This is a genomic window from Rhodomicrobium sp. R_RK_3 (assembly GCF_002198715.1).
GTDB lineage: Bacteria > Pseudomonadota > Alphaproteobacteria > Rhizobiales > Rhodomicrobiaceae > R-RK-3.
This window is the reverse complement of sequence record NZ_MWLK01000003.1, coordinates 23,858-48,355: the sequence shown is the minus strand read 5'-3', so window position 1 is coordinate 48,355 and position 24,498 is coordinate 23,858. Positions and strand designations below refer to the sequence as shown.

The 24,498-nt window shown below is 67.0% G+C and carries 14 protein-coding genes and 1 pseudogene; 12 read left to right on the top strand and 3 right to left on the bottom strand.

The window, feature by feature from the left end:
- Positions 1 to 5 precede the first annotated feature (5 nt).
- The 7 genes from BLEFHOIH_RS01375 (at position 6) to BLEFHOIH_RS01345 (ending at position 7,816) form a co-directional block, all read left to right on the top strand.
- The gene (locus tag BLEFHOIH_RS01375; protein ID WP_088342710.1) at positions 6 to 500 is read left to right on the top strand and encodes a (2Fe-2S)-binding protein; all 495 of its coding nucleotides are present in this window, start codon (positions 6 to 8) and stop codon (positions 498 to 500) included.
- Entirely contained in the window at positions 497 to 2,617 is a 2,121-nt protein-coding gene (locus BLEFHOIH_RS01370; protein WP_088342709.1) for a molybdopterin cofactor-binding domain-containing protein, read from the top strand. Before BLEFHOIH_RS01375 ends, BLEFHOIH_RS01370 begins: the two co-directional genes overlap by 4 nt.
- Complete coding sequence (locus BLEFHOIH_RS01365; RefSeq protein ID WP_088342708.1) at positions 2,614 to 3,504, top strand: NAD(P)-dependent oxidoreductase; 891 nt, start codon at positions 2,614 to 2,616, stop codon at positions 3,502 to 3,504. The genes BLEFHOIH_RS01370 and BLEFHOIH_RS01365 overlap by 4 nt, the downstream gene beginning before the upstream one ends.
- A 12-nt stretch (positions 3,505 to 3,516) precedes the next feature.
- Positions 3,517 to 4,581: an amidohydrolase family protein gene (locus BLEFHOIH_RS01360; RefSeq protein ID WP_088342707.1), complete on the top strand. Its 1,065-nt coding sequence runs from the start codon at positions 3,517 to 3,519 to the stop codon at positions 4,579 to 4,581.
- Between the two features lie 583 nt (positions 4,582 to 5,164).
- Entirely contained in the window at positions 5,165 to 5,989 is an 825-nt protein-coding gene (locus tag BLEFHOIH_RS01355; protein WP_245296820.1) for an ABC transporter ATP-binding protein, read from the top strand.
- A complete protein-coding gene (locus BLEFHOIH_RS01350; protein WP_088342705.1) occupies positions 5,989 to 6,783 on the top strand; it encodes an ABC transporter permease in 795 nt (264 codons plus the stop codon). The genes BLEFHOIH_RS01355 and BLEFHOIH_RS01350 overlap by 1 nt, the downstream gene beginning before the upstream one ends.
- A gap of 22 nt (positions 6,784 to 6,805) precedes the next feature.
- A complete protein-coding gene (locus BLEFHOIH_RS01345) occupies positions 6,806 to 7,816 on the top strand; it encodes an ABC transporter substrate-binding protein (RefSeq protein WP_088342704.1) in 1,011 nt (336 codons plus the stop codon).
- Positions 7,817 to 7,831: 15 nt separating this feature from the next.
- Here BLEFHOIH_RS01345 and BLEFHOIH_RS01340 read toward each other — a convergent pair whose 3' ends face one another.
- Complete coding sequence (locus BLEFHOIH_RS01340) at positions 7,832 to 10,216, bottom strand: glycoside hydrolase family 31 protein (RefSeq protein WP_088342703.1); 2,385 nt, start codon at positions 10,214 to 10,216, stop codon at positions 7,832 to 7,834.
- Positions 10,217 to 10,413: 197 nt separating this feature from the next.
- On the opposite strand from BLEFHOIH_RS01340, the gene BLEFHOIH_RS01335 reads away from it, so the two are divergent.
- Positions 10,414 to 10,788, top strand: a complete 375-nt coding sequence (locus BLEFHOIH_RS01335) for a hypothetical protein (RefSeq protein ID WP_125461536.1) — start codon at positions 10,414 to 10,416, stop codon at positions 10,786 to 10,788.
- A gap of 233 nt (positions 10,789 to 11,021) precedes the next feature.
- On the opposite strand, the gene BLEFHOIH_RS01330 is transcribed toward BLEFHOIH_RS01335, so the two are convergent.
- A complete protein-coding gene (locus BLEFHOIH_RS01330; RefSeq protein ID WP_245296819.1) occupies positions 11,022 to 12,254 on the bottom strand; it encodes an MFS transporter in 1,233 nt (410 codons plus the stop codon).
- Positions 12,255 to 12,324: 70 nt separating this feature from the next.
- Between BLEFHOIH_RS01330 and gcvA the strand changes: the two genes are divergently transcribed.
- Positions 12,325 to 13,245 carry a transcriptional regulator GcvA gene (gcvA, locus tag BLEFHOIH_RS01325; RefSeq protein ID WP_088342701.1) on the top strand — a complete coding sequence of 307 codons (921 nt, stop codon included), beginning with the start codon at positions 12,325 to 12,327 and terminating at the stop codon, positions 13,243 to 13,245.
- Here gcvA and BLEFHOIH_RS01320 read toward each other — a convergent pair.
- Positions 13,166 to 13,743, bottom strand: a pseudogene (locus BLEFHOIH_RS01320) (RNA 2'-phosphotransferase). The gene gcvA and the pseudogene BLEFHOIH_RS01320 overlap by 80 nt on opposite strands.
- A 173-nt stretch (positions 13,744 to 13,916) precedes the next feature.
- Between BLEFHOIH_RS01320 and BLEFHOIH_RS01315 the strand changes: the two are divergent.
- The 3 genes from BLEFHOIH_RS01315 (at position 13,917) to BLEFHOIH_RS01305 (ending at position 24,455) form a co-directional block, all read left to right on the top strand.
- The gene (locus BLEFHOIH_RS01315; RefSeq protein WP_088342700.1) at positions 13,917 to 14,858 is read left to right on the top strand and encodes a TAXI family TRAP transporter solute-binding subunit; all 942 of its coding nucleotides are present in this window, start codon (positions 13,917 to 13,919) and stop codon (positions 14,856 to 14,858) included.
- Between the two features lie 74 nt (positions 14,859 to 14,932).
- Positions 14,933 to 17,074: a TRAP transporter permease gene (locus tag BLEFHOIH_RS01310; protein ID WP_245296818.1), complete on the top strand. Its 2,142-nt coding sequence runs from the start codon at positions 14,933 to 14,935 to the stop codon at positions 17,072 to 17,074.
- 475 nt (positions 17,075 to 17,549) lie between these two features.
- Positions 17,550 to 24,455, top strand: a complete 6,906-nt coding sequence (locus tag BLEFHOIH_RS01305; RefSeq protein WP_088342699.1) for a peroxidase family protein — start codon at positions 17,550 to 17,552, stop codon at positions 24,453 to 24,455.
- Positions 24,456 to 24,498: the final 43 nt, after the last annotated feature.

Genomic DNA, 24,498 nt, shown 5'->3' with positions numbered 1-24,498 from the left:
GGAATATGGACGAAGCGAATGAGAGCGCGGTGGCGCTGACGGTCAACGGGCGGGCGGTGAGCGTGACGGCCGGCGCGGATACGCCGCTGCTGGCGGTGCTGCGGCAGGATCTGCATCTGAAAGGCAGCCGCATCGGCTGCTCCGAAGGCTATTGCGGCGCCTGCACCGTGCTGCTCGACGGCAATCCGGTGCAGAGTTGCGCCATGCCGCTCGAAGCCGCCGCCGGACGCGCTGTCACCACCATCGAGGGCGTGGCGTCGACGGCAGCGGGCGAGGCGGTGCGCCAGGCCTTCATCGCCGAGCAGGCCGCGCAATGCGGCTACTGCACCAACGGCATCATCATGACGGTGACGGGCCTCATGTCGCGCCAGCCAGCGACCAGCCGGGCCGACATCATCGCGGTGCTCGACGAGCGCAATCTGTGCCGCTGCGGCTCGCATGCGCGCGTGCTGCGCGCGCTCGACCGTGCGATGGCGACGCTGGCGGGAGGCCGGGCATGAGCGAGCTTCCGTCCAATCTGAAGGCGAACCCGCTGCTGTCGCGCTGGATTTCCATCGATGGACCGGCGCAGGTGACCGTACACAGCGGCAAGGTCGAGCTGGGGCAAGGCGCGACCACGGGGATTGCGGCCATCGCGGCGGCTGAACTCGGGCTGCGCTTCGACCAGATCAGTATCGCCGCCGCCAGCACGATCGACGCGCCCGATGAAGGCATAACGGCAGGCAGCTATTCGATCGAGCAAGGCGGGTCGGCGATGCGCTGGGCGGCGGCGGCGGTGCGAGAGATTTTCGCCGGGGCCGCCGCGCGGCAGCTCGGGGCCCCTGCGGAGGAAATCGAGGTCGCGGACGGGTTGTTCCGGCGGCGCGGACGCAATGAGACGGTCAGCTATTGGCAATTGCGCGACGCGATAGACCTCGAACGCTCGGCGCTGGACCTGCCTGCGCCGGCCTTGCGCGGCGGCAGCGTCGATCATGAGGGATTGCAGCGCCCCGACCTGCCGCAAAAGCTGTCAGGCGCGGCCTTCATCCAGGACATGACGCGGCCCGGGATGCTCTATGGGCGCGTCTTGCGTCCGGCGCATCCGAGGCAGCGTCTGGAGTCGTTCGACGTGGCAGCCGTTCAAGCGATGCCCGGAGTGGTCGCGGTGGTCCGCGATGGCGAATTCGCTGGCGTGGTCGCCGAGCGTGATGAGCTGGCCGCCAAGGCCGTCGCGGTCGCCGCCCGCACGGCAGTTTGGCGCACCGAAACCTTGCCCGCCGACGACGGCCGCAATGGCTGGATTGACGGCGTCGTCCCGAAAAGCAGCACCACTTTCATCGCCGACGAGACGGCCCCCGGCCCCATCGCCCGGCGCCACGCCGCGCGCTACACCCGCCCCTATCTCGCCCATGCCTCGATCGGTCCATCCTGCGCCGTGGCGGAATGGACGGACGGGCGGCTCAAAGTCTGGTCGCACACGCAAGGGATCTATCCGCTGAAACGCCAGCTCGCGCGCGTCTTCGGCCTCGATGCCTCGGCGGTCGACGTGACCCACGCCCACGGCTCCGGCTGCTACGGCCATAATGGCGCCGACGATGTCGCCCTTGACGCCGCCCTGCTCGCGCGCGCCGTGTGCGCGCCGGTGATGTGCCTCTGGAGCCGCGCCGACGAGTTGAGCTGGTCGCCCTTCGGCGCGGCGATGCGGATGCAGATCTCTGCCGGCCTCGACCCATCCGGCCGCATCGCCGAATGGAGCTACGACGTCTGGAGCCCGCCGCATCTTGCCCGGCCCGGCATCGGCGACGGCATCAATCTCCTCGCCGCCCGCTCCCTGCAAAGCCCGCACGCCTCCTCCGCCGACACCGATGCCGCCCGCCCGCAAGGCGGCGGCGACCGCAATTCCGTGCCGCTCTATACTCTCGGGCGCCGGACCCTCACGCACCATCTGCTGCACCAGGGCCCCTTGCGCAGCTCGGCCATGCGGACGCTCGGCGGCCACGGCAACATTTTCGCCATCGAAAGTTTTATGGACGAACTGGCGCTGCTGGCGGGCCGGGATCCCGTCGCCTTCCGCCTCGACCATCTGGACGACCAGCGCGGCCGCGCCGTCATCGAAGCCGCCAGCGCCGCCGCCTCCTGGGACGCCTCCGATCCCGGCGGCGAGGGACGCGGGCGCGGCATCGGCTTTGCCCGCTACAAGAACCTCGCCGCCTATTTCGCCTGCGTCGCCACGGTCGAAGTCTCGGACAAGGTGCGGCTGCTGACAGTCCATGCCGCCATCGACGCGGGCGAGGTCATCCACCGCGACGGGCTCATCAACCAAGTCGAAGGCGGCATCGTCCAGGCCGCGAGCTGGACGCTCAAGGAAGCCGCGCGCTGGACGCCGGACGGTTTCGCCGCCCGCTCCTGGGCCGACTATCCCATCCTCAGCTTCAGCGAGACCCCAGTCATCGAGACTATCGTCCTCGCCCCGGCCGGCGAGCGTCCGCTCGGCGCGGGCGAATGCGCCGCCGGTCCGGTCGCCGCCGCCATCGCCAATGCCGTGGCCCATGCGCTCGGCGTGCGGGTGCGCGACATGCCTCTCACCCCCGACCGGATCGCCGCCGCGATCCACGCGCTTTCCGAGGAGACGACATGAAGATCGGCATTTGCGGCACTGGCCGCATGGGCGCCGCGATGGCCCAGCGCCTGCTCGAGGTCGGCCACGAAGTCACCGTCTGGAACCGCGACGCGGCGAAAACCGAGCCGCTGACGGCTCTCGGCGCGGTTGCCGCCGGGTCGCCCGGCGTGCTGGCAGGCGGCGTGGATTGCATCATCAGTGTGCTGCTGAATGCTGACGCCATCGATGCCGTCTATCGCGGAGCAGGAGGCGTCCTCTCCGCCGACATCACCGGCAAGCTCGTCATTGACATGAGCACCGTGCTGCCCGAGATCGAGGAAGCACTCGGACGCGATGTCGCGGCGCGCGGCGGGCGTTTCGTCGAATGCCCTGTCGGCGGCACGGTCGGTCCCGCGCGGGAGGGCAAGCTGCTCGGCCTCGCCGGCGCCGCCGACGCCGATTTCGCGCTTGCCCGCCCGCTGCTGGACCAGCTCTGCCGCCGCGTCGAGCATGTCGGGCCGGTCGGCGCGGGGGCCAAGATGAAGCTCGCCGTCAACCTGCCGCTGATGGTCTATTGGCAGGCGCTCGGCGAGGCGCTGTCGCTCTGCAAGCCGCTCGGCCTGCTGCCCGAGCGCGTCATCGACATCCTCTCCGACACCTCGGGCACGCCGACCGCCATGAAACTGCGCGGACCCAGCATCGCCGCCCTGCTCGCCGGAGCGCCCGCCGGACAGCCCGCCTTCGATCTCGGCGCGGCAACCAAAGACCTCGTCGCCATGACCGCCCTCGCCGAACAGCTCCGCGTCGCCGTCCCGGTCACGCAGGCCGCGACGGCCTGCTATCAGGCCGCGATGAATGCCGGCCTTGCCGCCGCCGATCCCGTCAATCTGCCTGTGTTCTGGTCGGAGCGCGGCGGACGCATCTAGGAAGGACACCCCATGATCACCGGAAAAAACCGCTACGGCCTGACCGCCGCCCGCATCCACGACGCGGATGGCCGCGCCCGCCGCCCCTCGACGCCGACCGTCGACATCCACGCGCATATCTTCGTCCCCGGCGGCGCGCGCATCGCCCAGCCGCATCTCGATCCCACCCGCATCCCGCTCGCCCATTTCGCCGATGAAGCGACCACGCAGCTCAATGCGCAGCAGGAAAAAGACCGCGCCGAGGTCATGACCAGCTACGACAAGCGCTTCCGCGACCTCGACGCCATGGCCATCGACATCCAGGTCGTCGCGCCGGTGCCGGGCCAGTGCTATTACGCCGTCGATGCCGGTGTCGCCGCCGAGGCGCATAAGGCCGTCAACGAGGGCGTCGCCGAATTTTGCGGCAAGCATCCGGACCGTTTCGTCGGGCTCGGCACGGTGACGCTGCAGGCGCCGGATCAGGCGATCGAGGATCTGCGCTACGCCATGGGCCATTGCGGGCTGAAAGGCGTGCAGATCCTCACCAATGTCGACGGCCAGGAACTGTCCGATCCGAAATTCCGCCCCTTCTTCGCCGAGGCGGAAAAGCTCGGCGCCTTCGTCATGATGCACCCGAACGGCTTCACCCATGGCGAGCGCTTCACCAAATTCTATTTCAGCAACATCATCGGCAACCCGCTCGACACGACGATGGCGCTGCACAATCTGATCTTCTCCGGCACGCTCGCCCGCTTCCCGGAGCTGAAGCTGATGGCGGTGCATGGCGGTGGCTATCTGCCTGGCTATTCCGGCCGCATCGACCACGCCTGGGGCGCGCGCGACGATTGCCACGGCGAATTGCCGCTGCCGCCGACGACCTATCTCCGCCAAGTCTATCTCGACACGGTGGTATTTTCCTACCACCAGCTCGCCTATCTGATCGAGCTGTTCGGCCCCGACCGCATCCTGATGGGCACCGACTACCCGTTCGACATGGCGGAATACAATCCAGTCGGCCATGTCGCCGGCATCGGCCTCGACCAGCGCGATTTCGAAGCCATCACCGGCGGCAATGCCGCGCGCCTGCTGGGTCTGTAGGGCGTAATCGCTCTTTAGACATGGGCGCGGCCTCTCCACGATCCGAAGCCGGACTCCCTCTCCCTTGGGAGAGGGCGGGAATGACGGGTTCGTGAGCGAGCCGTTGAATCCGCAACCCCTCGCCCGGCGTGCTGACGCACGCCACCCTCTCCCCTTGGAGAGGGTTGGGCTGCGGCAAGGTTCGGCGCGTTGCCCCCTATCTGAGAGGTCCCGCTCTAGCCATGGCCGGTCATCGCGCCCCCCTTCTTATCATTCCCGCGAAAGCGGGCATCCGGTACGCCGCAGCGCATTTATTTCAGTCGGAGTCCCGCCGCGATTGTTGCCCTTTACTGGATCCCCGCTTTCGCGGTGATGACACGTTTGGGCGGGCCGCTGCGATCCGAACGGACGCCGCGTCTGGCGCCGAATGCTCCGGCGAGCGGCCGCCATCGACGCGCGCGGAGCTTCCGGCTATCATCGGGGCATCCGGCGGCGGGCCCGCGCGGGCGCTTGCCGCTGCGCGCGTCCGGGCGCTGGATGTTGCGTCGATAAAGCAATAAAAACAAAAGCCTCGCGCCTTGGAGGAAACCGGATGGCAGTACCGATGCCCACAGCGGACGCTGCGGGTCGGACGGGCGGCGCCGTTGCGCTGACCGATATCAGCATCGACTTCGCGATCGGCGGTCATGCGACCTACAAGGCGGTCGCGCCGACCTCGCTCGCCGTGGCGGAAGGGGAGTTCGTCGCCATTGTCGGCCCGACCGGCTGCGGGAAATCGACCTTGCTGAACGTTGCCGCCGGACTGCTCAAGCCGACCACGGGCCGGGTCGAAATTTTCGGCGAGCCGCTTACCGGGCTGAACCTGAAGGCCGGCTATCTCTTCCAGCAGGATGGCCTGATGCCGTGGAAAAGCGCGCTCGACAATGTCGCGATCACGCTGGAAATCCGCGGCGCGCCTCGCGCGGAGGCGGAGGCCGCCGCGCTCGCATGGCTCACCACGGTCGGACTCGCCAAATTCGGCGACCGCTATCCGCATCAGCTCTCGGGCGGCCAGCGCAAGCGCGTCGGCCTTGCCCAGGTGCTCATCCGCGAGCCGAAAATCCTCCTGATGGACGAGCCCTTCGGCCCACTCGATGCTCAGACGCGCCAGATTATGGGCACGCTGCTCCTGGACCTCTGGGCCGTCGACCGCAAGGCGGTCCTGTTCGTCACCCACGACCTCGAAGAAGCCATCGCGCTCTCCGACCGGGTCGTCATCATGTCGGCGGGTCCGGAGGCCAGCATCATCGGCGACTACCCCATCGACCTGCCCCGCCCGCGCGACGCCGCCGACATCCGGCTGCATCCGCGCTTCCACGCGCTGCATAAGGCGATCTGGGCGCAGCTTAAAGCTGAAGTCATCAAAACCTATGACAGCGGGAGAGTGTGATGACCCGCAGCGGCATGAAACTGCTGGCCCTGCAGATCCTGGTCGGCGTCTGCGCCATCGCCTTCTGGCATATCGGCTCGCAAGTGCCGATCGGCGGCACCTATCTGCTGCCGGAATTCTTCTTCTCGACGCCGCTCGATGTCGGCCAGCGCATCATAAAGCTCTTCGTCACCGGCACGATCTGGAAGCATCTCTGGATCACGCTGACCGAGACCGCGCTCGCCTTCGCCATCGGCGCGGCGGGCGGCATCGCGGTCGGCTTCTGGTTCGCGCGGAAGCCGCTGCTCGCCGCCATCTTCGACCCCTATGTGAAGATGATCAACGCCCTGCCCCGCGTCGTGCTGGCGCCGATCTTCATGCTCTGGCTCGGCCTCGGCATCTGGTCGAAGGTGGCGCTCGGCGTCACGCTGGTGTTCTTCATCGTCTTCTTCAACGTCTATCAGGGCGTCAAGGAAGTCAGCCCGGCCATCCTCGCCAATGCGCGCCTGATCGGCATGAACGAGCGGCAATTGTTCCGGCACGTCTACTGGCCCTCGGCGCTGTCCTGGGTGTTTTCCTCGCTGCATACCTCGGTCGGCTTCGCGCTGGTCGGGGCGGTGGTCGGCGAATATCTCGGCTCGGCGGCGGGGCTCGGCTATCTCATCCATCAGGCCGAGGGCGTGTTCGACACGACCGGCGTCTTCGCCGGCATGTTCATCCTGTCGGCCTTCGTGCTGATCATGGACTGGGCCGTCACCCGCATCGAAAACCGGCTGCTGGTCTGGCGCCCGCAAAGCACCGCCGGACAGCCCTAGAAAGACAATCTTGGGAGGACTCATGAAACGCCTGCAACGCCTGCTCCTCGCCTGCGCCTTCCTCGCCGCGCCGCTGGCCTTCGCATCCGCGCAGACGCTCGAGAAGCCGAACATCACGCTCGGCGTCGGCGGCAAGCCGCTGCTTTACTACCTGCCGCTGACGCTTGCCGAACGGCTCGGCTATTTCAAGGAGCAGGGGCTCACCGTCGAGATCAACGATTTCGGCGGCGGCGCCAAATCGCTGCAGGCGCTGATCGGCGGCTCGGTCGATGCCGTCACCGGCGCCTATGAGCACACCATCCGGATGCAGGCCAAGCGCCAGGACATCCGCGCCGTGATCGAGCTCGGCCGGTATCCGGGTGTCGTGCTGGCGGTGCGCAAGGAGAAGGCCGCCGCCTTCAAGTCTCCCGCCGACCTCAAGGGCATGAAGATCGGCGTCACCGCGCCCGGCTCCTCGACGCATCTGCTGGTCACCTATCTGATGGTCAAGGCGGGCTTGACGCCGGACGATGCCTCCTTCATCGGCGTCGGCGGCGGGGCGTCGGCGGTGGCGGCCATGCAGAAGGGCGAGATCGACGCGCTCTCGCATCTCGATCCGGTGATCTCGAAGCTGGAATCGATGGACGCCATCAAGGTCGTGGTCGATACGCGCACGACGGACGGCACGGTCGCGGTGTTCGGCGGCACCAACCCGGCGGCGGTGCTCTATTTCAAGAAGGACTTCATCGACGCCAACCCGAAAACCGTGCAGGCGCTGACCAACGCCTTCGGCAAGACGCTGAAATGGCTGAAGGATGCCACGCCCGAGCAGATCGCCGACACCGTGCCGGAGGAATTCTGGCTCGGCGACAAGGCGCTCTATATCAGCGCCATCAAGGCGACGCGCGAGACCTATTCGCTGACCGGCGTCATCACGCCGGAGGGCATGAAGAACGCGCTCGACCTCGTCGTGAAGACCGATCCGGAATTCAACGCGGCGGCGATCGATCTGACGAAGACGGTCGATGACCGGTTTTTGAAGGCGATGCAGTAGCGGACGGCCCGGCGCTTATGCCGGGCCGATGGCATCGAAGGGAACGGCGGATGCAGGAGGCGCGCCATTGACGCTCGCCTCTACCCCCTGCCCCGCCGCATCCTCGAAGCGGATTTCGGACCAGCGCGGCTCGTGCGGGCCTGAGCGGCGGATGCTCAGCAAGGGCGCGCCGCCGGACCAGCGCGCCTCGGCCTCGATCAGGCAGGGCGGCGATCGCCAGTCGACATGGCTCTCGCCGTCATCGTCGTAGATCGTCGTGGCGGCGGGATCGCCCGGATATAAGCGCAGCGTCAGCGGGCCATCCGCCCAGGATCGCGACGGGCCGAGCGGCAGGATCGCGCCCGCGCGGACGAAGGCCGGAGCCGCGCCGAGCGGGGCCTCGGTCTCGATCCATCCGCCGCCCGGATACGGAGTGCCATCCCGCAGATCGAACCAGCCGCCCGCAGCATCCGGCAGCCACAGGCGCCGCCGCGTCGTGCCCGGCTCCAGCACCGGGGCGACCACAACATCGGGCCCGACCATAAAACTGTCCTCCTCGGCATAGGATTCCGGCGCGGCGGGGAAATCGTAGAAGAGCGGCCGCAGGATCGGTTCGTGATGCGCATGGGCGCGCCAGAGCAGCGTGTAGAGATACGGCACCAGCCGTTCGCGCCAGGCGAAGGCGGCGCGGATCATCGGCAGCAATTCGGGATACATCCACGGCTCGCTGGCGCTGCCGTCGTCGTTCCAGGAATGGATGGAAAAGCGCGGCCAGAAAATGCCCTGCTCGATCCAGCGCATGAACAGCTCCGGCTCCGGTCTGCGTCCGGCGAAACCACCCACGTCATGGCCGAAATTGAACAGCCCGGACAGGCTCAGCCCATGCCCCATGCGCAGATTATAGCGCAGCGTCTTCCAGTCGGTGCGGTTATCGCCGGTCCAGGTCTGGGCGTAGCGTTGCAAGCCCGGCCCGCCCGAGCGCGAGACTAGGAAAGGGCGCTTCCCCGGCGCGTGGGCGATCTGGGCGGCGCGGGAGGCGCGCAGCATCAGCGCGGTTTGCACCGGGCGCAGGCAGGCCATCGGCCCGGCATGAGCCCCGGCCTCGTCGTCGCGGATCTCGAACTCATTATTGTCGTTCCAGGTCGCGGTAATACCGTTATCAAGCAACTGCTCGCCGACTTGGCGCGACCACCATTGCGACGTCAGCGGATTGGTGAAATCGAGATAGGCCGCCTCGCCGCCCCAGAATTGCGCCAGATGCGGACGCGCCGGGTCGTCGCCGTCGTGGACAAAACCCTGGAACGCCTCGACTTCTGCGAAACGCGGATGGTCGAGCAGCATGGCCGGCTTGATGTTGGCGATCAGCCGGACACCGGCATCGGCGAAACGCCGGGCGAGCGCCTTCGGGTCGGGAAAGCGGGCGCGGTCCCAGGTGAAGACGTAGCGCTTGTCGACGATCAGCGTATAGCCGGACGACATGTGGAAGGAGCCACAGGAAATTCCGTGTTCGGCGATCAGGTCGAGGAAGCCGTCGAGGCGGGCGGTCGCGTCCGGCGCGTCGGTATATTGCATGGTCGAGCCGGAATAGCCGAGGCTCCAGCGCGGCGCGAAGGCGGCGCGCCCGGTCAACGCGGTGAAGCGGGCGACCACGTCCCGGATGGCGGGGCCGAAGATCACATAGAGGTCGAGGTCGCCGTCCTCGGCTTCGAATGCGCGGTAAGGCCCGTGATAGGCGTCGATTTCCTGGCCGAGATCGAAGGCGGCGCGCGCCAGATTGTCGTAGAACAGCCCGGCCGCCGCGCCGCCAAGGTCGGGCCGCACGGTGATATAGAACGGGATGTGCTTATAGAGCGGGTCGGAGCTTTCCGCGTCATAGCCGAGCGCGTCGGTGGTGCCCATGCGCAGGCGGCGGCCGTGCTTGTCGGCATTGCCGGTCTTTTCGCCAAAACCGTAATAGCGCTCGGCGGCATCGCGCTTCAAGGCGTGGACGAATTGCGGGCCAGGGCGGGCGAAGCGGTAGGGCTGGGTCCCACGGTCTTCGAGCACGGCGCGGAACGGCTCGCCGGCGGCATCGCAGAATGACCAGGAGAGCCCGAGCGGCGCGCGGCTTATGTCGATCTGGAGATGCCGCGACTCGACACGAATGGCCTCGGCGGTCTCGGCAATAGCGAATTCCGCGCCCGGAAAGCCGCTCAGGTCCAGCCGGTCGCGCCCCGCGATGGCGTCGTCGCCCGGCGGGCCGGCAAGCTCCGGCGACAGCGACCAGCTCCGCGCCATGCGCAAGCCCGCCGGCCGGGTAATGACCATCCGCGCAAGCCGCTCCTCCAGCACGAACAGCCACAGCCGGAAACCGCGATCCAGGCCGATTTCGACGCCGCAACCCGTCCGATGCAACAAGCGCGCGCCCGTCAGCGTTTGCATGATGTTCGCCTTCCTGCCCCCGCGCGGGCATTGAATCGGAAGCGCGCGGCCAAGGCAAGCGGCCTCTCCTGGCCGGATTCGGCTCGTTTCCCTCGGCCGGAACAATTCGGGAGGCGGGCTTTACGGTGCGGTAACGGCTCCATGATCACTGTCTTCAGCGGCGATCATGACACTCCGACCCAGAAGGAGCACGCTCCATGTTCACAAGCAACGACAACAAGGCCTCTCCCGCCCGGCGAATGCGCCCGGCGCGGCCCCTCCTCACGTCCTTGACGGCCTGCGGCCTGCTCATCCTGGCGTCCCCGGCCGTCCAGGCCGGTCTCTGCACGCCTGAGATCGCGCATTTCGAAGACTCCACCCGCTATATGGACAGCGTGCCGAGCGGCAAGCAGACGATCGGCGCGCAATTGCACCATCAGCCGACGCCGGAATCGGTCGAGCAGGCGACCAAGGCGGCGGAGACCGGCGTCGCCGCGACCTTGGCGAAAGCGCGCGATCTCGATTCCAAAGGCGAGGACACCGCCTGCCTAAAACTGCTCGACGACGCCAAATTGCGCTTCGGCATCCAATGAGCGCAGCGAAAGGCGGAGTGTTCTCCGGCCCGGTCCGCAGGCTTGGCTAGGCGCCATCGCGCAACGCGCGACCGTCCGCCCGGGCGCTGGCAGCGAACAGCCCGCCCGGTCCAGGCCCCGCATCGTCCGGCCATGCCCGTCCGGCACAGGCGCCGGTCCCAGCCGAGCCAATCCCGGCGGCGCGGCGCGCCCCAATCTCCCGACCCCGATCCACTCCGCCCGGCGCTTTGCGCTCAAACCGCCGGATCGGGCGTTGCGGGAAGCATGATGGCGAGCGGCAGCGTCACCAAAGCGGTGAGGGCGATGCAGAGCATCATGGAAATGATGCCGATATGGTCGGTGAGCGCGCCGAACAGGATCGGGGCGATCGCCCCCGCGCCGATGGTCGCCGTGTAGAAGACGCCGAATGCGCGCCCCCTGGCGGCCGGCGTGCAGAAATCGGGCACGCTGCCATAGACCACCGAGGAGGTGCCGTTGAGCATCGTCCCCAGCAGCGGCAACACCACCAGGATCCCGGTCACCGGCAGCACGAGCACGGTGGCGACCAGCGCGGCGGTCGCGGCTTTGGTCGCGATGATGGTGCGCGTGACGCCGAGCCTTGCCCCGATCAGGCCGCAGGCGAGCTTGCCGAAGGCGCCGCCGGCGAAGGTCAGCGTCAGCGCGAGCCCGGTGATGGTGGGCGGCGCGCCCTTGGCGGCGAGCAGGAAGGGCAGGAAGGTCATGAAACCCATGCGGGTCGAGCTGTCCGCGATGCCGACGCCGAGCAGGGTGCGAAATCCCTTCATGGCGGACAGTGGCGGGTTGTCGCCGGTCTCGGCCGGACTCTCGGCGGCGGGCTGATGGCGCGGATGGGCGTGCGCCAGCACCAGCAGCACCGCGACAGCCGCCGCGATGCCGATGCCGCCGACGACCATCGCCGTCTGCCGCCAGGACAGGAACAACAGCAGCAGCGAGGCGCCGGCCGGAAACGCCATCTTGCCGATGTCGCCGGCGAAATTATACGTGCCGAGCGCCGCGCGGGCTGACGCGCCGGGGAAGGCCGAGGCGACGAGGTCGGAGCCGAGCGGGTGCTGCGTGCTCGCGCCGATACCGCCGAGCAGCAGGCTGATGACCAGCATGGTCAGCCCGGCGCTCGCGCCCGCGAGCATGTAGCAGAGGCCGGAAATCGCGGTGCCGGCAGCCAGCAGCGCCACCGGGCTGTATTGAGCGGCAAGGCTCGACGCGGGGACTTGCAGTCCGGCCATGGCGGCGGAATAGAGCGCGCGCAACACGCCGACCGCGCCATAGCTGAGCTGGAATTCGGCCTGCCAGAGCGGCAGCAGCAGATAGAGCGTGTCGGAATAGCCGTCATGCACCGCGTGGTTGCCGCAGGTGACGGCGAGCACCTTTTTCGGCGTAGGTCCCGTGGCGGCCGCCAATTCGATCTGCTCCGTTGCCATCTCCACCTCGCTTCTGCCATGCTTCACGTCAGTTTCCCTGGAGATCGGAGCCGCATCAAGGCTATAATCTGCCGGATTTTGTGCGGAAAACTGACAGATGACGCAAGCCATCCCGCCTCTCAACGCCCTGCGCGCCTTCGAGGCGGCGGCCCGGCTCGGCAGTCTGAAAGCCGCCGCCACCGAGGCGAGCGTCACCCATGGCGCCATCAGCCGCCACATCCGGCTGCTGGAGGACTGGCTCGGCGCGCCGCTCTTCCTGCGCCACAACCGGCGCGTGGTGCTGACCGAACTCGGCCAATCCTATCTGGCCGAGATCGCGCCGGCCTTTCAGCGCATCGCCCGCGCCACGGACGACGCCCGCAAGCGCCGCCGCCGCAAATCGCTGCATGTCAATGCGCTGGCGACCTTCACCGTGCGCTGGCTGCTGCCGCGCCTCGCCGATTTCCGGCATGCCCATCCCGAGATCGACGTGGCGCTGACCACCTCCAACGACGCGGTCGATCTGGCGGGCGAAGCGGCTGATATCGTCATTCGCGGCGGTCCGGACACCATCCACGGCTACCAGACGCGCGTCTTCCTGACGGAGACGCGCCAGCCCGTCTGCCATCCGGCGCTGCTCGAAAACCTGCCGCTGGCGGCCCCGTCCGACCTGCGCGCGCATACGCTGCTGCACAGCTCCAACATGGCGCGGCTGTGGGATGAGTGGCTGACCCATGCCGGCGTCCCCGGCCTCGAAGCGGCGGGCAATCTGGTGCTCGATCATTTCTATCTGGCGGTCGAAGCGGCGGCGGGCGGCCTCGGCGTTGCGATGGGACCGAGCGCGCTGATCGGCGCCGATCTTGCGGCGGGGCGGCTGGTGACGCCCTTTCCCGATCTCGTCCTGCCTGCCCGCTCCTATTGCGCCTATGTGCGCGACCCGATGCGGAACGACGCGCGCATCAGAGCCTTTTGCGACTGGCTGGCGAAAGATCGCCCTGCGCCAATTCCGTCAGAAACTCCGGCGGCAGGTGATCGGTGAGCCAAACGCCGTTATCGGCGCGGTAGAAGGGGTGACCCCGCCGGTGCATTTCGCCCGCCGCGATGCGGAGTACGACCGGCTTGCCATGCCGCTGGCCGACCGCTGTCGCCGTCACGTCATCCGCCGAAAGATGCACCTGCTGGCGGCTGCCCGGCTTCAGGCCCTCGGCCCGAATTAAATCCAGAAAGCGCGTCGCCGTGCCGTGATAGAGCCACTCCGGTGGCTCGACTGCCTCGACGCCGAGCGCGACGGAGACCGAATGCCCCTGCGCCGCCCGGATTCGCGCCCCATCCGGCGACAGGGTGAAGCGCTGTCGCTGGTTGCGACGATCTCCTCGAGCGTTGCTCGGTCGATCGGCCTTCCGGCTGCCGCGCTTTTCGCCAGCAGATCGTCGACGCCAACCCAGCCATTCTCATCGAGTTTGAGCCCGATACTCTCCGGCGCGTGGCGCAAGACATAGCTCAAGAATTTGCTTTTGCCGACGAGCTCTTTACTCATGTTCGCCCTCGGTATTCACGATTCTTCCACGGTTCTACGGCCCGGAACCTGAACATTGCCGCCCCCGCCTTTTCACGCGAACGGATGCGACAAGCTGGCTTGTTCGACCGCTGCGGGTTACAATCAAAAAATACAATCAGAGCAAGATTGAAAACAATATGGGAGGATTAAGTATGCGCAACGTCTTATTAGGCGTGGCTGCTGCCATGGTGCTGACGAGCACCGCCGAGGCTGCCGAGATCCGCTTGATGACGGGTCCTCAGGCCGGCATCTGGGTGCCGCTGGGCGGCCAGCTCAAGGATATTTGGGAGAAATCCATCCCCGACCTCAAGGTGCAGGCAACGCCGGGCGCCGGCATCGCCAATGTGCGCGGCATCGAGGAAGGCAAGGCCGATGTCGGCTTCGCCAACACCATCAGCACGGCCGACGCCGTCGCCGGGACGGGCGAGCCGCCACTCGACAAAAAACACTCCAAGGTCTGCAACGTCGCGACGCTCTATCCGCAATATTTCCAGATGGTCGCCAATGCCGATTCCGGCGTGGCGACGCTCAAGGACATGAAGGGGAAGGGCTTCGCCACCCAGGTCAAGGGCAATACCGGCGAGCTGATCTCCCGCCATGTGCTGAAGGTCTCGGGCCTCACCTATAACGACGTCAAGGCCAGCTTCACCAACAGCTATACGGACAGCGTCGAGCAGATGAAGGACAACCGGGTGCACATTTTCGCGCTCGGCACCGCCATCCCGGCCTCCTCGATCATGGACCTGGCCTCGGCGCGCGACATCCGCCTGCTCGACATGGCCGCCATCTACGAGGACATGAAGAAGCTCAACCCCGCCTACAAGCTGGTCACCGTCCCGCAGGGCACCTACCCCAAGCAGGACAAGGATGTGCAGGTGATCGGCTATTACACCCACATCATCGCCGCCTGCTCGCTGCCGGAAGAGATGATCTACAAGATGACGGCCGCCTTCATGCCGAGCAAGGACGCGATGGCCGCCGTCTATAAGGAGATCGGCCAGCTCACGCCGCAGATCATGTCCCAGGATATCGGCGTGCCGTTCCATGCCGGCGCGGCCAGATGGTACAAGGAACAGGGCATTTCGGTGAACTGAACCGGCAAATCACCAATGAGGGGCGGACGCCGAGCCGCCCCCGGTCTTTCCGATCTGGGGCAGGAAACGCATCGATGAATTTTCGCGTGCCGACGCAGGATTTTTCGCGCAGGCTGGCGGCCGCCGTCGCCCTCGCCATGGCGCTCTACCACATCTGCGTCATCATCCCGCCGATGGATTTCATCTCGCCCTCGCTGCGCGAGGTGTTTCGCGGGCCGCCGACGGATTACATCTTCCGCGGCATCCATCTGCTGTTCGCGCTGGTGCTGAGCTTCCTGTGGTTCCGCCTGAAATCGGCGACCGACAACGAGTTGGCGATGCTGCTGCCCGAGGAGCGCGCCGCGCTCGAGCGCAAGACGCGGGACGCAACGCTTCTCGACTATGCGCTGGTGGCGGCGAGCATCGTCGCGGTCGGCTATATCTTCGTCTATTACGACTACATCATTAACCGCATCATCTATGTCGACGACATGGCTGCCGCCGACAAGGTGCTCAGCGTCACGCTGATCCTGCTGGTGCTGGAGGCGACGCGACGGGTGCTCGGCCCCGCTTTGCCGCTCACCGCCATCGCCTTCATGGCTTACGCCGCGCTCGGCACGCATATCGAGGCGGATCGCTTCATCGATCAGCTCTACCTCTCCACCGAGGGCATTTTCGGCCAGCCTCTGGCGGTCTCAGCCTCCTATGTGATGATCTTCGTATTGTTCGGCGCGTTCATGGAACGCACGGGCACCGGGCAATTATTCATGGATTTCGCCATGGCGCTGACCGGACACACGGCGGGCGGCCCCGGCAAGGTGTCGGTCGTCTCGTCCTCGCTGTTCGGCACGATCTCGGGCTCCGCCGTCGCCAATGTGATGGTGGACGGGCCGATCTCGATCCCGCTGATGAAGCGCACCGGCTTCAAGCCGCATTTCGCCGCCGCCGTCGAAGCCGTCGCCTCGACCGGCGGCCAGATCATGCCGCCGATCATGGGCGCCGCCGCCTTCGTCATGGCCGAGTTCCAGGGTGTCAGCTACGCGCAGGTGGTGATCTGGGCGACCATCCCGGCCATCCTCTATTACATCGCCTGTTTCGCGGCGGTGCATTTCGAGGCCAAGCGCCAGGGGCTGCTCGGCGTGCCGCGCTCCGAACTCCCCCGGCTCGGCACGACCATGGCCGCGCGCGGCCATCTGTTCATCCCGGTGCTGTCGATCCTGTTCGTGATGTATTCCGGCTATAGCGCCCCGCTCGCAGCGCTGACCGGCACACTGCTCTGCTTCCCGGTGGCGTGGTTCGGGCCGGTGGTGTTGGTCATCGTGCCCGCGCTGATCCTGCTGCCGGCCGTCTCGTCCGTTCCGGCGCTGATCCCGGCGCTGTTCGGCCTCCCGCCGCTCGCCGAAGCGGCGCTGTTCACCGGTCTGATCGCGCTCTGGCTCTGGCGCGTCCGCGACACCATCATCCTGCTCAAGATTGAAGGCCGCCCCATCGTCGACGCGCTGATCGACGGCGCGCGCAACACGCTGCCGGTGGCCCTCGCCTGCGCCTGCGCCGGCATCATCATCGGCATCGTCATCCTGACCGGGCTCGGCATCACCTTCTCGCAATGGGTGGTCGGGCTGTCGCAGGACACGCTGATCGTGGCGCTGGTGATGACCATGGCCGCCGGCATCGTGCTCGGCATGGGCATGCCGACGACGCCGGCCTATATCATCATGGTGTCGCTCCTGGTGCCCGCGCTAGTAAAGCTCGGCGTGGTCCGGCCCGCCGCGCATATGTTCGCCTTCTACTTCGCCATCCTCTCGGCCATCACGCCGCCGGTCGCGCTCGCGGTCTATGCCGCCTCTGGGCTGGCGAAATCCAACCTGTGGCGCACCGGCTGGGCGGCGGTGAAGATCGGCGCGGCGGGCTTCGTCGTGCCCTTCATGTTCGTCTACGAGCCTGCCCTGCTGATGATCGGCGACTGGCCCAATATCGTCTGGCGCTTCCTGGTCTCCTGCATCGGCATCGGGATGCTGGCGGCGGGGCTGCACGGTTATCTGCTGACGCCGATGCCCTATTGGCAGCGGGCCATCGCGATCATCGCCGCGCTGCTGCTGGTCGCGCCCGAGCTGACCACGGACATCATCGGCTTCGCGCTGATGAGCCTCATGATCGCCGTCCAATATCAGGGCCAGGAGCCGGGCAAGCTCGCCAGCGCAGGCGCCGCCGACCGGACGCCGAACCTGCGCATTTAAGGCCGGATAGGGCTTCGCAAAACCCCTAATCCCGTCGCCCCGGCCGTCAGAGCCGGGGCCCACTCGCCTCACCTCTTGCCGCAGCATTCGCGGGCAGATGATTGGGTCCCGGCTCGCCGCTGCGCGGCGTCCGGGACGACGGCGAGGGGTGCGCTTGGGATGGCATCCTTGCATTTTATCTTCGCCATTTGTGCCCGCCCAAAATCCATCTGTCCGACTTTGGTCCGATCGGAAAATCAAGCGCCCGCCTGATCTATCCGGCGGCTGACCCCGCACGTTTTATCCTGGTACCGAAGTACCTTCAGGGACCTCAGTCAGACCCGCCATTGGGACATTGATCGGTTTTGCCGACGCTCCGATTGCGTCATTTTTGGCCAAAGTCGGGCACGGCTTCGGACCAGGTCTCAGACCTCGCCGTGGACGGGCGCGATTGGCGAGTGGTCGCGCATGACCGCAAATCCTGTTGGGGGGAAAAATGGTCGCGTTTAACAAGTCCGATCTGCAATTCGTATTGACGCAAATCCTGCAGGCCGAGTCCGGGCAGCCGCCGGTCAACCCCCATCTGCCCTTCGGACTGCGCGAAGTCGCCGGCACCGACAACAACGCCGTTCCCGGCCAGAGCGATTACGGCTCCGCCGACCAGCCCTTCCCGACCCAGACCACGCAATATTTCCAGACCGTGCAGGTCAATATCGACGGCACCATCTTCGACCCCAATCCGGGCGTCGCCGGTGATACGATGACGACGTCCTATGCCAGCACGGAACCCGGCGACATCGTCGTCGATACCGCACCGCGCACGATCTCGAACCTGATCTCGGACCTCAGCTCGAACAATCCGGCCGCCGTCGAGGCGGCGCAGCATTTCGGCGCCCAGCTCGGCGACGGCTACACCGTCCTCCCCACCAACCCGACCGGCCTGACCATGCCCGGCGCCGATGGCGTCTACGGCACCGCCGACGACGTGCTGCCCGCCGATGGCTCCAACCTGTTCATCGGCAACATTACGCCGGATGCGGGCCTGTCCGCGCCATTCAATGCCTGGACCACCTTCTTCGGCCAGTTCTTCGACCACGGCCTCGATTCCATCGCCAAGGGCGGCAACGGCACGGTGTTCATCCCGCTCTTGCCGGACGACCCGCTCTATGTCGAGGGCAGCCCGAACAATTTCATGGTGCTGACGCGCGCCACCGACATCGCCGTGCTGCCCGGCGCCGACGGCATCACCGGCACCGCCGACGACATCCACCAGAACCTCAACACCACGACGCCTTTCGTCGACCAGAACCAGACCTACTCCTCGCATCCCTCGCATCAGGTCTTCCTGCGCGAGTACATGACCGGCTCGGACGGCAATCTGCATTCGAGCGGCAAGCTGCTGCAGCACGCCGCCGGCCCCGACAATATCGACGGCACCGCCGACGACAATAGCGGCATGGCCACCTGGGCCGACCTGAAGGCCAATGCGCTGAAACTCGGCATCATCCTCACCGACTACAACAGCCGCGACGTGCCGCTGCTGGCGACGGACGCCTACGGCAATTTCATCCCCGGAGCGAATGGCTACGCGCAGGTCGTCGTGCAGCACGCTGACGGCTCGACCACGCTCGTCGAAGGGACCGCCGAAGGGCTCGACCTTACCCATCCCGATCCGAACGATCCGGACGCGCATGTGGTTTATACCGGCCACGCCTTCATCGACGACACCGCCCATTTCGCCCTGCCCTTCAACGAGCAGACCGGCGCCGCCTTGCAGGCCGACGATGACAGCGTCGCCGGCAACACGCCCGCCGCCGGCTTCTACGACAATGAACTGCTCGACGCCCATTACGTCGCGGGCGACGGGCGGGCGAACGAGAACATCGCGCTGACTGCCGTCCACACCATCTTCCATGACGAGCACAACCGGCTGATCGAGCAGGTGAAGGACCTGATCCAGACCGAGCTCGCCAATGGCGATGTTTCCTTCGCGCTGAACTGGGTGCTGCCCGGCGCCAATCTGGCCGACGGCATCCAGGACAATGAGTGGAACGGCGAGCGGCTGTTCCAGGTCGCCAAATTCGGCACCGAGACGCAATATCAGCATCTGGTCTTTGAGGAATTCGCGCGGAAGATCGCGCCGACCGTGCACGTCTTCGGCAATACCGACATCCATCTCGACGCGGCCATCGTCTCGGAATTCGCCAATGCGGTCTACCGCTTCGGCCATTCCATGCTCGACGAGAACGTGCCGATTTTCGAGCTCAATCCGGACGGCACCCCGAAGCTCGACGCCAACGGCCAGCCCATCGTCACCAATGCCGGGCTGATCCAGGCCTTCACCAACCCGCTGCTCTTCGCCTCCGGCGGCGCCGACATGACGGCGGAGATCGTGCAGGGCACCACGCATCAGGTCGGCTCCGAGATCGACGAATTCGTCACCGGCGCGCTGCGCAACAATCTGCTCGGCCTGCCGCTTGACCTTGCCGCCCTCAATATCGCGCGCGGCCGCGACACGGGCGTCGCCCCGCTCAATCTCCTGCGCAACGAGATCTACAGCCAGACCCACGACACGACGCTCAAGCCCTACGAGAATTGGGACGAATTCCGGCAGTTTCTCAAGCACGACGCCTCGATCGTCAATTTCATCGCCGCCTATGGCACCCATTCCTCGATCACCTCGGCGACGACGCTGGAAGAGAAGCGGGCGGCGGCGCTCGACCTCATCCTGCATTCGCAATTGCTCGACCCGAGCGATCCGACCCACGCCAATCCCGCATTCAGCCAGGACGCCTATGACTTCATGCATAGCCTCGGGGCCTATGCGAACGATCTGGACAACCCGCTCGCCGTCCACGCCGAATGGAGCACAGGCTCGATCACCGGCCTGGATACGGTCGATCTGTGGATCGGCGGCCTTGCCGAGAAGCAGAACCTGTTCGGCGGCCTGCTCGGCTCGACCTTCAATTTCATCTTCGAAACCCAGATGGAGAGCCTGCAGGACGGCGACCGGCTCTATTACCTGCCGCGGCTTGAGGGCACCCATTTCGGCAGCGAGATCGAGGCCAATTCCTTCGCCGAGTTGATCCAGGCCAATACCGGCGCCAAGCATCTGCCCGCCAGCATCTTCCTGACGCCGGAATATACGGTCGAGGCGGGCGCCGTCACCGACGATCCCGCGACCTGGCTGCGCAACCCCGTCACCGGCGCGCTGCTGGTGGAGAAACTGGCCGACGGCACCGTGCATTTCATCGGCGACGACAATTTCTTCGGCAACACCATCGTGCTCGGCGGCACCGAGGGCGATGACCGCCTGCTGTCCGGCCAGGCCGATGACGACACCGTCTGGGGCGATGGCGGCAACGACTGGCTGGACGGCGGCAACGGCAACGACTTCCTCTATGGCGGCACCGGCAACGACACCATCAGCGACAGCGCCGGCGACGACACTATCCACGGCGATGCCGGCAACGACACCATCTACGCCGGCATCGGCGATGACATCATTTTCGGCGGCGACGGCGACGATTTCATTGATACCGGCCTCTCCGGCCCGGCCGGGCTCGACAACGCGCTCGGCGGCCTCGGCAACGACATCATCTTCGGCGGCGACGGCGACGACGAGCTGGAGGGCAATGAGGGCGATGACTGGGTGGCGGGCGGCAATGGCGGCGACCTGCTGGTCGGCGACCAGGGCGCGCCCACCGGCCAGGTGCCGCTGATCCAGGGCAATGACGTGCTGGACGGCGGCGCGCAGGGCGACCGCATGCAGGGTTTTAGCGGCGACGACATCATGCTCGGCCTCGGTGGCTTCGACAAGTTCGAGGGCCGGCTCGGCTTCGACTGGGCCTCCTGGGAAAACGAGACGCAAGGCGTCAGCATCGACATGACCTTGCGCGAATTCATCGCCCAGCCGGGCGCGCCGGGGGGCGACGCCATCCGCGACGTCTTCGTCGAGACCGAGGCGGCGAGCGGCTCGCGCTTCGACGACATCATCCAGGGCACCAACAATGCCCTCGCCGATCCGTTCAACGTCCTCAACAACGTCAATCTGATCACCGGCCTCGCCGATTACTTCCCCGAGGGCCCGGTCTCCTTCTCGGACGGCAACATCCTGTTCGGGGGCGGCGGCAGCGACTTCATCGAGGGGCGCGGCGGCAACGACATCATCGACGGCGACGCCCGCCTGCATGTGGAACTGCTCGGCGGCGCCCATGCCGGGGCGCAGATCGTCCGCGAAATCCTCTACGATCAGGCGGTGCGCCCGACCTTCGATCCCGAAACTGGCGCGGCGCTGACGGCGGGCGACATCGACACCGCCGTGTTCTCCGACGTTTCGGCGAACTATCTGATCGAGTTGGCGACCGACCCGAATACCGGCGAGCTGATCTTCGGCAGCGACGGCAATGTCGCACTCCGCGTCACCCATGTGCCGGTGGCGGGCGGCGGCGGCGCGGGGGGCGGCGCGGCGGCGGTCACCAATGACGGCATCGACACGCTCTATAATATCGAGCGCCTGCAATTCGCCGATGTGACCTTGGACAACCCGTTCAACTTCAACCTGCCGGACTTCGTCGCCGAGGGCACCATCACCCTGTTCGACAATGGCGCCCCGGTGGGGGCGGGCGGAGCGGTCACGGTCGGCGACACGCTGACCTTCCAGGCGGCGATCAACGATTTCGAAGGCGTGCGCGTCAACGGCGTGCTCGATCCCGCCACGGCCGGATTCGAGCGCATCGACATCCCCGTCAACGAGCTGACCATCCAGTGGCAATATCAGGAACAGCTCGGCGTCGGCGGCAATCCGCCCACCTGGATCTCGATCCAGGGCGCCAACGGCCTCACCTTCACCCCGACCGACGCCCTCGTCGGGACGCCGCTGCGGGTCGTCGCCAGCTTCATCGACGGGCTCGGCGTCAAGGAGACCATCGTCTCGCCGCCGACCGCGCTGCTGGTCACCAACCCCGTCGTCAACCACGCGCCGACCGTGGTGGGCCAGGTCGCCCAGCCCGGCCTGCCCGACACCACCGGCCATGAGGACGCCCCGCTCGGGACGGCGACGCGGCCCGGCATCTTCCTGTCGCTGCTGACGACCTTCACCGATGACCTGACGCCCGCCAACCAGCTCGTCTACACCGCGACCCTCGCCAATGGCGACCCGCTCTCGACGATGGGCCTCACCTTCACCGTGCTGACCGACGCGACCGGCCTCGTCACCGGCGCCCGCGTCACCGGCACGCCGCCCGCCAATTTCGCCGGGCCGATCGATGTGCGGGTCAAGGTCACCGATGCCGGCGGCCTCTCCGTCACCGATAATTTCATCATCAACGTGCTGCCCACCAATGACGGCCATGCCGCGCTGACCCTCGCCGGCACCGCCTCGGAGGGCCAGACGCTGACCGCGATCCTCGGCCCCGACCCGGACGGCCCCGGCACCACGCCGGTGTTCCAATGGCTGCGCGACGGCGCCGTCATCCAGGGCGCGCATGGCACGAGCTTCACGCTCGGCGCGGGCGATGTCGGCCACGTCATCGCCGCCAAGGCGACCTATGTCGACGGCCAGGGTTTTGCCGAAGCCGTCACCAGCGCGCCGACCGGGGCGGTCACGCCCTTGAACACCGCACCGACAGTGTCGGCGACGCCGGAAGCCAATAGTGGGACGGAGGATACGCCCATCACCGGCGTGCTGCTGCCCGGCGCCGACATCAATGGCGATGCGCTGACCTTCAAGCTGGTGCCCGACAGCGCCGCCCACGGCACGGTCAGCATCGATCCGGCGACCGGCACCTACATCTTCACCCCGGCGGCCAATTTCGCCGGTGCGGCAAGCTTCTCCTATGTCGTCAATGACGGCGCGCTCGATAGCACGGCCAAGACCGTCTCGCTCAGCGTGGCGGCGGTCGATGACGGCGCGGCGGCGCTGACCATCGCGGGGACCGCCGCGCAGGGGCAAACCTTGTCGGCGGTGCTCGGCGCCGATCCGGACGGGGCGGGCGGCGCGGCCAGCTACCAATGGCTGCGCGACGGCGTCGCCATCGGCGGCGCAACGGGCTCGACCCTGCTGCTGGGCGCCGATGATGTCGGTCATGCGATCTCGGTCTCGGCGGCCTACACGGACGGCCAGGGCTTCGCCGACAGCGCGGCGAGCGGCGCCACGGCGGCGGTCTCGCCCCTGCCCGGCATCACCCTCACCGGCACCAATGCCGCCAACACGCTGACCGGCACCGAAGGCGCCGACACCATCGACGGCGCCGGCGGCAATGACATCATCAACGGCCTGGCCGGCGCCGACCACCTGATCGGCGGCGCGGGCCTCGACATCATCGACGGCGGCGCCGGCAATGACAGCATCGAAGGCGGCGCGGCGGCCGACATCCTGCATGGCGGCACCGGCAATGACACGATCACCGGAGGGGCGGCGGCGGACCTGATGTTCGGCGACGATGGCGACGATGTCTTCCATTACGGCTTCGGCGACGGCGCCGATCTCGTCGATGGCGGCGCGGGTTTCGATACGCTGCACATCACCGGCACGGCGGCCAACGACGTGCTCAACGTGTTCTTCGACGGCACCGCGCTAACGAGCTTCGAGAATGGCTCGATCATCGGCGTCGAAGCGGTCACCGCCGATCTGCTGGGCGTCAGCGACACGCTGAACTATGCCGGATCGTCGGCGGCCGTCGGCGTCGATCTGGCGGCGGCCACCGCCTCGGGCTTCGCCTCCATCGCCAATATCGAGAACGTCACCGGCGGCAGCGGCGACGACACGCTCGCGGGCAATCTGAACGCCAACAGGCTGGCCGGCGGCGCGGGCAACGACACCTACTACGCCGATGCCGGCGACACCGTTACCGAGGCGGCCAATGCGGGCGTGGATAGCGTGTTCACGGCGAGCAGCGCCTACACCCTGTCGGCGAATGTGGAGAATCTGAGCTTCACCGGCACCGGCGCGTTCGCCGCGACCGGCAACGGCCTCGCCAATGTCATCACCGGCGGCGGCGGCAATGACGTGCTGAGCGGCGGCGGCGGCGCCGACACCCTCAATGGCGGCGACGGCGCCGACACGCTGAACGGCGACGGGGGCAATGACGTGCTCATCGGCGGCCTGGGCGATGATGTGCTGAACGGCGGCGCGGGCAACGACATGTTCGTGTTCGGCCCCGGCTTCGGCGCCGACACCATCATCGGCTTCGACGCCAATCCGGCCGGCGGCCAGGATCTGATCGACCTGACGGCTTTCGGCATCGACGCGGCGGATTTCGCCGCCCGCGTCACCATCGCCGACCTCGGCGCCGACATGCTGGTGACCATCGACCACGGCGCCAGCATCCACCTGCAAGGGGTCAGCGGCAGCGGCGCGCAATTGATCACCGAGGCCGATTTCATCGGCATCGTCGGCTGAGGCTTGCTGCGATCCGGGCGGCGCGTTGCCGCCGCCCGCATGA